Below are 13,364 nucleotides of genomic sequence, written 5' to 3' on the forward strand. Positions count from 1 at the left end.
AGTTGGTGAAGAGTCCGGTGTCGGTACGCAAAACGGGGAGGAACGGAGCAATCTTTTTCCGTAACCGAAATTTTTGCGTGAGTTATCGGTAACTCACTATTCCTTAACGTATTGTTTCGCTATCCGTACCCGTTTGTCGCATTTTCGGGCATGGTTACGAACAAGTAACGTTGCGGCGTCAGGATTTGGCTTCGGCAGGGATTGTAATGGCTTCACGAATTATCGCCACTTCAACTAAAACCCTTGTAACTCAATTCTATCACTATAACTTTCCGCATTTCACTTTTTTGTAGTAACTTTGTAACTGAGAAGTTCTACTTTATTGATGAGCAGGATGGGCAACAAGTAAAAATTCTGGCGAATGCTGATGAGGTGAATATTATAAAGTTCGGCAACCGGGTGTTTTATCCTGAAAAGAGTGCCGGAATCGAAATATTATCTTCGGAACCGTTGTTCTACGTACAGTATAAAGGAACGGCGCGCGATAAACCGAAAGCTGCGGGATATGGCGGTACTTCTTCTGTATCCAGCTCCACTACCTACTCTATGGTAGGCAGCAATAGTGGTAGGCTGACTGCTGCTTATGATCCCGGACAATTGGAGTTGGGCAAGCGTTACAATGTATATTGGGTGGAGAAAAAAGGAAAAAAGAAAGAAATCCGTAATATGAAGCAATTCTTGAAATTGAATTCTCCTCAACGGGAAGATTTGGAACGCTATATTAAAGAGAATAAGGTGAAATTTGACGATGCGCAGCAGATGTTAGGGCTGTGTATGTATGCTGATTCACTAAAGAAATAGGGAGAATCTTAAAGAAAAATTAAGCAGACCGTTTGTTCAACAGAAAAACAGGCGGTCTGTTTTTCTGTTGAACAAGTTCCGGCGGATGCGTGTTTTATTTATACGATTAATTAAATAGAAATTCGTATGAAGAAAATTGTATTGCTCCGTCATGGCGAGAGCGCATGGAACAAAGAGAACCGTTTCACAGGTTGGACTGATGTGGACCTCACGGAAAAAGGCGTTGCCGAAGCTACGAGAGCTGGGCAACTATTAATAGATAATGACTTTCAGTTTGACAAAGCCTATACTTCCTATCTGAAACGTGCAGTGAAGACTCTGAATACAGTGTTGGACCGTATGGATCAGGACTGGATACCGGTGGAGAAGTCTTGGCGTCTGAATGAAAAGCATTACGGTCAGCTCCAGGGTTTAAATAAGGCGGAAACTGCTGCCAAGTATGGGGAAGAACAGGTTTTAATCTGGCGCCGCAGCTATGATGTTGCTCCGCATGCGCTTGCCGAAGAAGATCCTCGCAACCCGCGTTTTGAAATCCGATATAATGAAGTGCCCGATGCTGAATTGCCTCGCACTGAATCATTGAAAGATACCATTGAACGTATCATGCCTTACTGGAAGTGTGTGATTTTTCCAAATCTGAAAACCGTGGATGAACTGTTGGTAGTGGCGCACGGCAATAGTTTGCGCGGTATCATCAAGCATTTGAAAGGTATTTCTGACGAAGACATTGTGAAGTTGAACTTGCCTACTGCTGTTCCTTATGTCTTTGAATTTGATGATGACTTGAACTTGGTGAAGGATTATTTCCTGGGAGATCCGGAAGAGATAAAGAAATTGATGGAGGCAGTAGCGAATCAGGGGAAGAATGCTAAATGAAAATTGAGTATAAAATATAAGGTATGAAGTATTAAGGTTGGCTATGACACTGCATAGTTTATACTTGATACTTCATACCTTATACTTATTAAGCGATCACTTCGTGGAATATCGTCACACTCAGGAATACTCCGATTGCCACACACAACGCAATTAGTATCCAGTTCGTATATTTAGCGCTTGGTTTTGTTTCCTTATGCAGATTCTGGTCGAAGTAATTTTTGAAGAATAGATAGATGGCAGGTACGGTAGCACTTGCCAATAGCAAATCTTCAGGAATCTTATAAACATAAACCTTTGAGAAGGCGATCAATGCCCAGTGACAAAGGAAAAGTATGACAAGCAAATTAACTTTCCGTGAGAATGCCAGTAGTAATCCGATAGTGAATACAGCTACAGAACAAGGCATCACGCTTGTGGTCATCATCGGAAACTCCATACCTCGTGCGCACGAAAGCAGAGGGTAGAGGAATGGCATAGCATACAATACATAAGTCAACTTATCATATTTGTGATAACGCTCAAACGGCGTATAATTTGTGAAAAGGTCCCATAACCAGATAAGAGCAATCACTCCCCAAAAAATAGCAAGTATATAGTTGTAGCTCCGTTCACCGCAATAAATCATATAATAAACGATAGCAATCCAACTGTTCAGAAATACCATGTATCCTTTCATCAACCGCTTCACCAGTAAGGTAGGCTTCTGATAAAGAAGTGCGGTCAGCAGAATGCCTACAACAGTGATAATAACCTGGGCAATCCAAGTCCCCTCATTATATTGTGCGATTGTTTTCCAAAAAACTTCCATACGCAATCTTTTAATTTTTAACTTTTAATTTTTAATTCTTCTCGTGTCTTGTCATAGAGAAAGCCCGCTTGATGAAGAGAAAGAGCGGTATGGTGGCTCCCACTGCCAACATGAAAATAACGCTACAAGTGATAATTGTATTCGTAAATAAATCAATCAGATACTTCTCCTGTAGTTCCGGTACTTTCAGATTCTGCATGAACATGATGAGTGAGAATACAATTTTATAGGCATACATACCCGGAATCATAGGCAACAGTGCCGGAATGTAAAGTACAGTCATGGGGCAGTAAATACGTTTTCCCAAAACAAGACTTCCCATACCGATGCTGAAAGAAGCGAATAAAGATGCGGTCGCAATGTCCACACCCAAGTACGTCATCAGGCAGAACCGCAGGGCGTGACCAATGGCGGCAAGTAGAGCAATGGAAGAGAAAGCACGCAATGGGGGATCTGAAATAGCTCCGAAGCCGATAGCGGCAATGGCGGCAAACATGCCGTCGGTAAGTATATCAATGAGTATCATAATAAACTGTTTCTAATTAACATAAGTGTGCAAGAAAGTCCCACGGCAATACATAGCACTAGCAGCAATGCCTGGATGAGTCGCGTGCATCCAGTCAGCACATGACCTTCCACAATGTCGATAACTCCATTCAGCAGGGGTACGCCCGGCACCAGATAAAGTACACTTGTAGCAATTGCTATTTCAGCTGTCGTTTCCAGAGTCAGGGCCGAAGAAGCGACCAGAGAAGCGGCAAGAGCGGAAACAATGAATACAAGGTAATGGTTGATTTTCTTTTTCTGCATCACTTGCTTGATATAGAAACCGATAAGTGTAGCGGAAAACACAATGAGGCGTGCGGTCCAGTCCCCGCCGAACAAGGCACAGAATGATGCATTGGCAAAACCTACCAGAAAGAGTGTGCACAGTGGATCCATTTTCGGGTGTGCGATGATTTTCTCATATTTATCCCATAATGTTTCCAGAGAAAGATGATTGTCGTATGCTTCCCAACTGAGTGCACTCAGTTCAGAGTTCAATTCGAAACTGATGGGGAAGGCTGGGATAATACCCACTTCATTGTAAACTTCCATGCTGTCGATGTCGCATACGCTCACTACCATGGTCTTTTGGAAAAGGCTCATTTTGACGTCAACATCCAGTGATTTTCCGATGCGGCGGGTATTTCGTATCACACGTGAAGTGTGCACACCCGAACCCATAAGCCGATTAGCATACTCCAGCAAAAACCGGGTAATTTCTTTTAATTCGTTTGGCGAATTCATACTTTAAAATGTTATCCTAAGTTACCTATTCTTGAAAAGCGCCGCAAAGGTACGTTTTTTTGAGGAAAGAAAGAAATGGATGGCGGAGTATAATTTGTTTTTTTAAGCGATGCAGGGTATCGGGTTATAACTATACGTTACTACCTCTTCTGTTTTTAATGAAGCCGGCACGTCAATCAATCGCTGATTTCTGCTTCCACGAAAACACAAGCTTTCGTCTCGCAGTTCTTGTTTGAATTTACCGTCTACCAGCACGTCGATATATTGCAACAGCTTAGCCTGACGAGGATTGCGTAATAATGTTTCAAATGTATATCCCGTGTAGCACCAGATGTTTTTGCCACTTTTCTCTTTAATGGCACGTGCCAATTCTGCAAATCCTTCCGGTTGGTACATTGGGTCTCCACCACTGAACGTCACATCTGCAAAGTCATCGGCAAGCACTTTTTCTAGAATTTCGTCTGTCGACATCCAATGTCCACGGTCAATATCCCAGGATTCGGGATTATGGCAACCGGGGCATCTGTTCGGACATCCTGCTGCATAGATGGAGGTCCGGAAACCCGGCCCGTCCACTGTGGTATCTTCTATGATATTAAGAATGGAAAGCACGATTGAATTAAAAATTAAAAAATAAAGTGGTGTGGAAAATTAAAAATTAAGGAGAAGGGCTACTTTATTATTGCGCAGCCCTTTAATTCTTAATTTTCAATTTTTAATTATGAATGACTCTGTCATTCAGTTCCGAGAGTTTGGCATTGTTCCAACGATCGGTAGTACCTACCAGATAACCGGTGATGCGTTGCAACTTATCGATGTGCTTGCTTCCGCACTTCGGACAAGCTTCCAGGTTCGGAGTAGAGTTCTCATAGCCGCATTCGAGGCAACGATTGCGGTTATGGTTTACCGAACCGTATCCGATGTTGTATTGATCCATCATGTCCACTACACGCATAATGACTTCGGGATTGTGTGTAGCATCCCCGTCCATCTCTACATAGAAGATATGCCCGCCGCGTGTCAGGTCATGATATGGAGCTTCCACTTCCGCTTTGTGGCGGGCACTGCATTTGTAATATACCGGTATGTGGTTGGAGTTTGTATAATAATCTCTATCTGTAATTCCCGGAAGTACGCCGTATTTCTTACGGTCTACCCGGGTGAATTTACCCGATAATCCTTCGGCGGGAGTGGCCAGCACACTGTAGTTATGATGATACTGCTCGGAGAACTGGTCAGCGCGATCACGCATATAGGTCACGATTCTCACACCCAATTCCTGCGATTTTTCCGACTCTCCGTGATGCTTTCCGGTAAGAGCCACGAGGCATTCTGCCAATCCAATGAACCCGATTCCCAATGTTCCTTGGTTGATGACAGATGCAATTGTATCGTTTGGCTTCAACTTTTCACAGCCTACCCATAAGGCTGACATCAGCAGCGGGAATTGCTTGGCAAACGCTGTTTTTTGGAATTCCATACGTTCGTGTAGCTGGCGTGCGGTTACTTCGAGCATTTCATCCAGTTTTGCAAAGAATTTAGCAATGCGCAGTTCTTCGTCTTCTATTGTCATGCACTCGATGGCAAGACCCACGATATTGATGGTAGAAAACGAAATATTTCCGCGTCCAATAGATGTTTTCGGTCCGAAGCGGTTTTCGAATACACGCGTACGGCATCCCATTGTGGCTACCTCGTGCTGATAACGTTTCGGGTCATCCTCTTTCCATTCTTCACTCTGGTTGAAGGTAGCGTCCAGGTTCAGGAAATTAGGGAAGAAACGACGTGCCGTCACCTTGCAGGCAAGCTGATAGAGGTCGAAGTTCCGGTCTTCCGGCAGATAGCTTACTCCACGCTTCTTCTTCCATATCTGAATGGGGAAAATAGGTGTTTCGCCATTACCCACCCCCTGGTATGTACTTTTCAGTAGTTCACGGATGATGCAGCGCCCTTCCGCCGAAGTATCTGTACCGTAATTGATGGAGCTAAACACGACCTGATTTCCGCCGCGTGAGTGGATGGTGTTCATGTTGTGGATGAATGCTTCCATGGACTGATGTACACGTGCCACAGTTTTATTGACAGCATGCTGCACGATGCGTTTCTCATCAGAAAGTCCATCCAACGGCTGTTGCAGATAATCTGTAAGTTCTTTCTGGTAGAGATGCGAATAATCTTTTCCGTTCAGTTCTTCGAGATTTTTGATTTCTTCGATGTAGCTGTTGCGCACATAAGGTGCCAGATAAAAGTCGAATGCAGGGATGGCTTGGCCACCGTGCATTTCGTTCTGTGCGGTTTCCAATGAGATGCAGCCCAGGATACTTGCTGTTTCGATGCGTTTGGCCGGGCGGGATTCACCATGTCCGGCAGAGAAACCGTAGGTCAGAATGCGGTCTAACGGGTGTTGTACGCATGTCAGGCTCTTGGTGGGGTAGTAATCTTTATCATGGATGTGCAGATAGTTATTGTTTACAGCATCCAGCACTTCGTCGCTCAGCAGATAGTCATCTACGAAAGGTTTCGTTGTTTCACTGGCAAATTTCATCATCATGCCTGCCGGAGTATCGGCATTCATATTGGCATTTTCCCGCGTCACGTCATTGGATTTGATTTCTATAATCTCCAGAAACATATCACGCGTCTTTGCTTTACGGGCAATACTGCGTTGGTTGCGATACGCGATGTACTTCTGTGCCACATCTTTGCGACTACTTTTCATTAGTTCCATTTCCACGGCGTCCTGAAGAGCTTCCACCGTCATTTGTGCACTTCCTTTAAAAGATATATGATCTGTGATTTGGCGTATCAGTTGCATGTCTTCACCCTTGTCCGTATGCAGCATTGCTTTACGGATAGCGGTGACTATTTTCTCTTCATTAAAGCCAACTACACGTCCGTCTCTTTTGATTACAGTCTGTATCATGGTCTCGTTTATATTATTAGTTATTCCTTTGAAAATTGGGAATGCAAAGGTATAAACTTATCAGTAAGTTTTTGTTTTTGGAAAACTTTTGTGTCTATAAAATATGTTAATTAATTGATTTATAGTGATATTTTGTGGATAAATGGAAAACTTTCTATTTCTATGGGATTCTATAAGTTGCTCAAAATGGAAAACTCTAAGCTGTAGGTATATACAAAAAGCTCCCCTGTTACAAGTATCTGTGACAGGGGAGCTTTACTATAAAAACTTACTCCTCAACGAGGATTATTTTCTTTCAGGCAAAGATTATTTGATTACCTCAGCCAGTTTTTCTTGCAATTCTTCGCCATGTAAACCACGGGCGATGATTGTTCCTTCACCGTCAATCAATACAGTGTGAGGGATGCTGCTTACTGCATATAACTGAGCACCTTCGCAGTTCCAGTATTTCAAGTCAGACATTTGTGGCCAAGTGATGTTCAACTTTTCAATAGCTTCTTTCCACGCTTCACCACTCTGATCCAGAGATACACCTACGATTTCAAATCCTTTATTTTTGTATTTTGCATAAGCTTCTACCAGGTTCGGCATTTCACGACGGCAAGGACCGCACCAGCTAGCCCAGAAGTCAATGAGTACAACTTTGCCTTTACCTACATAGTCAGATAGTTTCACCGGTTGCCCATCAGGAGTTTCCATTGCGAAATCTGTAAATTTCTGACCTACGGCAGTAGCTTTCATTTTTTCCACGTTTTCTTTAATCTTAATGATAACTTCGTCGTTAGCAAATTCAGCTGGGATTTGCGGCATTAGCGGATCCAATTCGTCTACTTCGAGGTAGTAGTAGTTGTTCTTCAACAAATGAACGCCTACCAGATTGGTGATGTTCTTAGCGATACCTGCCTTGGTGATTTCCATGGTCTTCTCTTGCAGGTCATTCATTTCTTTCATTTTAGCTTCACGTTGCTCATCGGTCAGAGTAGTATCCGACATAGACTCGTATATAGTCATCATTTGCTTGTTCAAGTCGTTCAGCTGAGCTCTGATTTCCTGGTATGCATCGTTGCTTGGAGTACCTGTAGCAGAGTCATTATCACGTGTCAACTTGATGTTGATTTTGCCATTTTCGAGGAAGAAATCCATCAATACACCTTCTTTGCCTGCAGGTCTGTAAGTTACATAACGATTTGCGGCAGTGTCTTGTGTACCTTTGAAAGTAAATGTTCCATTGGTGATGACAGCTGAATCCATTTTAACAAGATTTCGGCCTTCTACTCTTTGTAAGTATACGGTGTCGCCGTCAGCTCCACCCTCTACAGTTCCAGTTACCACGTAACCTTTGTTTCCGCTACAGGCAGCAACTATGGCAGCCACAGCGAGCAGATAGATAAATTTTTTCATTGCTTTTATTTTTAAATAATAGTTGGTTACAAAGATAATCAATAAAAAATCCTCTCCGGCATAACCGGAGAGGATTTTATAGTTTTAATCCCATTTTTTGTAATCGTGCTGTGCTTACTATTATTCAGCAGCAGCTTCAGCTGCGGGAGCTTCTTCGGCAGGAGCCTCTGTTGCTTCTTCAGCAGGAGCTTCGGCAGCAGCTTTTTCTGCTTCTTCAGCAGCTTTCTTTTCAGCCAGTGCTTTAGCTTTTTCAGCGTTTACTTTCTTTTCGGCTTCCAGACGTGCTTTTGCTTCAGCTTTCTTAGCTTCTTCATCTTTCACTTTCAAAGCAGCCAGACCGCTTTGTTTGTTGTTCTTCCAAGCTTCGAATTTAGCATCAGCTTCTGCTTCGCCAAATGCGCCTTTAGCTACACCACCCATAAGGTGTTTCTTCATGTAAACGCCTTCGCGTGACAAGATGTTACGAACTGTGTCAGTCGGTTGTGCACCTTTCATAACCCAGTCAAGTGCGCGGTCGAACTTCAAATCTACTGTGGCAGGATTGGTGTTCGGATTGTACGTACCAATCTTCTCAATAAATTTACCATCACGTGGTGCTCTTACGTCTGCAATAACGATAGAATAGAAAGCATAGCTTTTACGTCCATGTCTTTGCAATCTGATTTTTGTTGCCATTTTAAATAATGTTTTAAATAAATGATTTGAATAATGCTACTATCTCGTAATAGCGGCTGCAAAGGTAGGGCTTTTATTTTGATTGACAAAGAGTTCGCTCGTTTTTTCTGTAAGCCCTCTGAATTTCGGGTAATTGTATTACCTTTGCTGCCATGAAACGATAACTACTATCATGAAGCAAAAACTACTACTTGGAACTATTATTGTATTATTATTTGGAGCTTGTGGTCGTTCTGATGTTCGTTTGCGCTGTGCGGATGAAATGATAGAACAGAATAGGAAAGACAGTGCAAGCCAGATATTAACCGGAATAAAGCATCCGGAATCTTTTTCTAAATCCAACCGTGCCCTATATGCTTTGCTGGCTGCCGAAGTGGCTCGTAACGAGGAACGTCTGGACGAAATTGATACATTGCTTACCGTAGCTCTGGATTATTACCGTGCCTCTACAGATAGTGTGCATATTGTTCGTACCTTGTTCTGTGCGGGACAGGTGGCACGTTCACTTCAGTGTAATGAAGAGGCTATGAAGTTTTTTCTGGAAGCTTTGCCCTATACGGAGGGGCAATTTGTGAGCGATTACTGGCGGTATGTAGTGAATACATGGGCGGGGGTAGTGGCTGCAAAAGAACGTCTGTTCGAGGATAAAATATGCTATTCACAAAAAGCTTTGAATATAGCCCGCCGCATGAAGAATGCTTCCTATGAATGTCTTTCCCTGGGAGATATAGCTTATGGTCACCTCTTTTCCGGACGGTATGACAGCGCTTTGCACTATACTGAAATCATGCACGAAATTGTTCTTCGTGATTCTTTGATAAGCCAGCTACCTTATATATATACGCGTTTTCAGGGTATTTATACTCAGAAAGGGGAGTATGCCCTTGCTTTGAAGTATGTGGAGAAAGCTCTCCGCCATCGTGCACCTACGGATTCTGCAAATATTACCGGGCATTATGCCGAAAAGGCTGCTATGTTCGGCAAGCTGGGACAATATGATTCTGCTTATCATTATTTTCTCAAGTCCGAACCTTGTCCCGATCCCTTTACCCAGGAAGCCCGTTACTATAATATGGCGGATACTTACTATGCCATGAAACGATATAAAGATGCTTATGAGTGTCTTTTGCGATATACTCAGATAGATGATTCCATAAAAGCTGCTGCTAAAAGTTCCGAATTGATAGCCTTGCAAAACCTTTATCAGCATGAGCGGCTTCGGGCGGATAATTTGCGCTGGCGTGCACAGGTAGCGGAGCATAAGCATCGGGTATATTGGATTATTGCCGTATCCGTAATTGTTTTGTGGGTGGCCGGAGGCATTTATTTAATTTTTTATCGCCGCAATCGCCGTCATCTGATTGCCCAGCAAAAACAGCTCATCGGGCAGCAGGAACAGATTATTTCCCAACAAGAAGAACTGCAACTCCGCAATGAGGAACATCTGAAGAACTTGCAGAAGATAAATGAGCTCCAGCAGAAAGAAGGAGAACTGAAAGGTGCCTTTTTCCGGCAACTGAACTTTAGTATTTTGCAACAAGTGGGAGAGGCCGGAAAAAACGGTAACATTATCTTTTCGGATAAAGACTGGGATGTGATAACTGAAAATGCCGATGCTATATTCGATAATTTCACCTTGCGATTGCGGGAGACTTATCCCGGACTGAACAAGGAAGACTTGCGCTATTGCTGTATGGTGAAAATGCAGTTATCACAGTCTGAAATGGCTCAGATTATGCACTTGGAAAAAGACTCCGTAAAGAAGCGCCTCAAGCGTATCCGTGTTGATAAGATAGGTACGGGAAGTGGCATAACTTTGGAGGATTTACTGCGGAATTTCTGATTTGTCCCCCTGCCTTTTTAAGGGAAAAATGCTTTTATTGGCTTGTAAGTGAGTGGTATATCTTGTCAAATGCTTCCTCTCATTTGTCCCCCTGTTTTATTTCCCAGTTTCATTGTTACCCCTTAATTTTGTCGACATAAACAAAATATAAGAACACACATGAGTATGACAATGAAAAAAGTTTTAGTTACATGCCTGTTATTGGCGTGCATCTTTCCCGCATTTGCTCAGAAAATCTATCAGATTAATGAAGTCTCCGAAATCAATCTGGGAGACGGGCGCTATCTCTATCGTGATGCCAAAAAAGAGAAACCTTTGAATGGTGAATTTCGTATAATCGACGGTTATCGTTCGCAATATGTACAGGCAGAATTCAAAGAGGGTATGTTCGACGGAAAATATCAGGAATATTCCCGCAATGAGCTTCGTCGGGAAGGCGCTTATAAGGAAGGGCGTAAAAACGGTTTGTTTCGCGAATATGTAGGCGGTGCACTCACCCAAGAGTACACTTTTCGCAACGATACTCTCGACGGAGCGGTTATTTCTTATTTCCAGAATGGAAAAGTATCCCGTTCTTCATTCTTTAAAAACGGCAGGGAGCATGGCAATTTTAAAGAATATAATCATGAGACCGGTGAAGTGCGGTCGGATAATAACTATGAAAATGGTTTGGGGCATGGTCGCCAGTGGGCTTATCTGCAAGCTAAATATGACTACACCAGAACTTATACCTGTGAGCATGGCAAGCGTGTAGGAAAATACGAGGAACGCTTTGCTGACACAGATACTCCGAAAGTGCTGGGGCAATACGAAAATGGTATGAAAACCGGTTGCTGGTTGGAGTTTAATGATCTGGGCGATACCATTTCCCTTGAGAACTATGTCAATAACTTGCTGGATGGTGAAAAGGTTGTTTTTTCCAATAGCGGTGTACGCGAAGAAATACAACATTATAAAGGTGGAAAGAAAGACGGACTTTTCGTTGTGCTGGATTATTCCACCGGTAAGCCGAAACGTGAGACGAATTATAAGAACGGACGGAAAAACGGTGCGGAGCGTGTTTGGGTAACCAGTAACCGCAATAATTTCATCGAGACTTATACATATGTCAACGATCGCAGGCATGGCCCGTACGAAGCTGTTTATCAGGCAGACAAACAGCAGAACATCAAAGAGGGTACTCTGAAAAGTAAAGGACAGTATCGGGCTGATAATCGCTCGGGGCATTGGATATCTTATGATATCACCGGAAAGATTGAAAAAGAATGGGATGAATAAAACGCTTATTATAAACTGTTTAAAACTAAATGTAAAATGAAAATTTTAGTATTATTATCTGTTGCAGGTCTTTTGTTGCTTGCTTCGTGTGGAGGTAAAGGCAAAGATGCAGCTTCCATGAGTTATAGTCAGGAAGATGCGAACCAAGTTATCGCCTACTACAACATCACTGTCGATCTGATGAAGAAACTTGTCACGACGGACGACATTTCCAAAACGCTGGAGTATATGAAGAAAGACGGTAAAGGTTTTGTCATATCTCCCATCGTGAACCGTTCCTATTTCCAAGCTAAAGACACTATGGCATTATTGAACCCCGGTGACTGTTTCCCGGATGCGGTACGTGATAGCTTGAAGATGCTTTGCCGGTCTTATACCGATGCTTCGAACAAGGTATATGCCAATTATGAAGAGTATTGCCAATATATCAAGGCCGAAGACTATAAAGATGACCAGTATGCCAAGGGACGTGAGATAGCTGCCGATCAGGAAAAACTGGGTAACCAAATACAGGAACTCCGTACACAGATCTATGCTTTGGTGACTCCTTATGCCGACAAGGCGGAAGAGGCTACATTGAAAGATAATCCTCTGAAGGATCACATCATGGCCGGGAAAGCATTGATTTCTTCTTTGGAGGCAGTACTTGAAAGCTATGATTCGGATGCTACCAAAGAGCAGATGCAATCTTTGTATGATGCTGTGAACGCTCAGAAGGAAGCTGCATTGAAAGTGGAGAAACTGAAAGACTATTCCAGTGAAATGATGAGTTATGAGGATATGGCTAATGACACTGATAAATTCCTGGGCGAGTTTCGCAAGCAGTTGCGTGATGGAAAATTTACTGAAAGCGGGTATAAAGAATTACTTTATAACTATAATCATGTAATTGATGATTATAATCGCTTTATAAATTAAGATAGTATCATTAAAAAAGGGATGAATTTCATAAGAAATCCATCCCTCTTTTTAATAACGTATTATCTGAGAATAATTAATTCTTCGGTAATGCTTCTTTAACTACCATCGGACGGCCTCCGTATTCAGCACCGTTCAATGCATTGATAGCGTTAGATGCTTCTGCAGAATCCGGCATTTCGATGAATGCGAATCCTTTAGATCTTCTTGTTTCACGGTCAGTGATGATTCTTACTGAGTCTACTGTTCCGTACTCTTCCATAACTTCTCTCAAATCTGATTCTCTAACCTTGTAATTCAGGTTACCTACGTACAAATTCATAAATCTAAATAAAATAATAAATTAATAATTCAATAAACAAAGTTTTTGGAAGTTGTTAGGTCAGAGATGGAAATACTCAATACAGAGGAAATACATACGTGAAATAATCAAATCAAATAAACTTTCTTATTGTTCGGTTGCAAAGTAACACATTCTATTTCAATAATGCATCATCTTTTTCCATCTTTTTTTGCGATATATTCATTTTTTTATTAAATATGAACGA

13 protein-coding genes are annotated in these 13,364 nt (G+C 42.4%); 5 read left to right on the forward strand and 8 right to left on the reverse strand.

Going from position 1 to position 13,364, the window contains the following annotated elements:
• Nucleotides 1-372 precede the first annotated feature (372 nt).
• Complete coding sequence (locus tag HMPREF9447_RS00085) at nt 373-801, forward strand: hypothetical protein (protein WP_052315151.1); 429 nt, start codon at nt 373-375, stop codon at nt 799-801.
• 126 nt (nt 802-927) lie between these two features.
• On the forward strand, nt 928-1,677 hold the full coding sequence (gpmA, locus tag HMPREF9447_RS00090) for a 2,3-diphosphoglycerate-dependent phosphoglycerate mutase (RefSeq protein ID WP_009127155.1): 750 nt from the start codon (nt 928-930) through the stop codon (nt 1,675-1,677).
• An 88-nt stretch (nt 1,678-1,765) separates the two neighbouring features.
• On the opposite strand, the gene HMPREF9447_RS00095 is transcribed toward gpmA, so the two are convergent.
• The 7 genes from HMPREF9447_RS00095 to HMPREF9447_RS00125 all read right to left on the reverse strand — a co-directional run bounded on the left by HMPREF9447_RS00095 (nt 1,766) and on the right by HMPREF9447_RS00125 (nt 8,777).
• Nucleotides 1,766-2,488: a DUF6064 family protein gene (locus HMPREF9447_RS00095; protein WP_009127156.1), complete on the reverse strand. Its 723-nt coding sequence runs from the start codon at nt 2,486-2,488 to the stop codon at nt 1,766-1,768.
• Nucleotides 2,489-2,519: 31 nt separating this feature from the next.
• Nucleotides 2,520-3,014, reverse strand: a complete 495-nt coding sequence (locus tag HMPREF9447_RS00100; RefSeq protein ID WP_009127157.1) for a threonine/serine exporter family protein — start codon at nt 3,012-3,014, stop codon at nt 2,520-2,522.
• The gene (locus HMPREF9447_RS00105; protein WP_009127158.1) at nt 3,011-3,778 is read right to left on the reverse strand and encodes a threonine/serine exporter family protein; all 768 of its coding nucleotides are present in this window, start codon (nt 3,776-3,778) and stop codon (nt 3,011-3,013) included. The genes HMPREF9447_RS00100 and HMPREF9447_RS00105 overlap by 4 nt, the downstream gene beginning before the upstream one ends.
• 102 nt (nt 3,779-3,880) lie before the next feature.
• Nucleotides 3,881-4,390: an anaerobic ribonucleoside-triphosphate reductase activating protein gene (gene nrdG / locus HMPREF9447_RS00110; protein ID WP_009127159.1), complete on the reverse strand. Its 510-nt coding sequence runs from the start codon at nt 4,388-4,390 to the stop codon at nt 3,881-3,883.
• Nucleotides 4,391-4,493: 103 nt separating this feature from the next.
• Nucleotides 4,494-6,701: an anaerobic ribonucleoside triphosphate reductase gene (locus HMPREF9447_RS00115; protein ID WP_009127160.1), complete on the reverse strand. Its 2,208-nt coding sequence runs from the start codon at nt 6,699-6,701 to the stop codon at nt 4,494-4,496.
• Nucleotides 6,702-7,007: 306 nt separating this feature from the next.
• Complete coding sequence (locus HMPREF9447_RS00120; RefSeq protein WP_009127161.1) at nt 7,008-8,102, reverse strand: TlpA disulfide reductase family protein; 1,095 nt, start codon at nt 8,100-8,102, stop codon at nt 7,008-7,010.
• A 120-nt stretch (nt 8,103-8,222) separates the two neighbouring features.
• Nucleotides 8,223-8,777, reverse strand: coding sequence for a 30S ribosomal protein S16 (locus HMPREF9447_RS00125; protein ID WP_009127162.1), 555 nt, complete (start codon nt 8,775-8,777; stop codon nt 8,223-8,225).
• 172 nt (nt 8,778-8,949) lie between these two features.
• On the opposite strand from HMPREF9447_RS00125, the gene HMPREF9447_RS00130 reads away from it, so the two are divergent.
• The 3 genes from HMPREF9447_RS00130 to HMPREF9447_RS00140 all read left to right on the forward strand — a co-directional run bounded on the left by HMPREF9447_RS00130 (nt 8,950) and on the right by HMPREF9447_RS00140 (nt 12,816).
• The gene (locus HMPREF9447_RS00130) at nt 8,950-10,620 is read left to right on the forward strand and encodes a hypothetical protein (protein ID WP_009127164.1); all 1,671 of its coding nucleotides are present in this window, start codon (nt 8,950-8,952) and stop codon (nt 10,618-10,620) included.
• A 171-nt stretch (nt 10,621-10,791) separates the two neighbouring features.
• Nucleotides 10,792-11,898, forward strand: coding sequence for a toxin-antitoxin system YwqK family antitoxin (locus HMPREF9447_RS00135; protein WP_244267566.1), 1,107 nt, complete (start codon nt 10,792-10,794; stop codon nt 11,896-11,898).
• A gap of 36 nt (nt 11,899-11,934) precedes the next feature.
• Nucleotides 11,935-12,816, forward strand: a complete 882-nt coding sequence (locus HMPREF9447_RS00140) for a DUF6845 domain-containing protein (protein WP_009127166.1) — start codon at nt 11,935-11,937, stop codon at nt 12,814-12,816.
• A gap of 76 nt (nt 12,817-12,892) precedes the next feature.
• On the opposite strand, the gene HMPREF9447_RS00145 is transcribed toward HMPREF9447_RS00140, so the two are convergent.
• The gene (locus HMPREF9447_RS00145) at nt 12,893-13,138 is read right to left on the reverse strand and encodes an RNA recognition motif domain-containing protein (protein ID WP_007213447.1); all 246 of its coding nucleotides are present in this window, start codon (nt 13,136-13,138) and stop codon (nt 12,893-12,895) included.
• Nucleotides 13,139-13,364 lie beyond the last annotated feature (226 nt).

Source organism: Bacteroides oleiciplenus YIT 12058 (assembly GCF_000315485.1).
GTDB classification, from domain to species: Bacteria; Bacteroidota; Bacteroidia; order Bacteroidales; family Bacteroidaceae; genus Bacteroides; species Bacteroides oleiciplenus.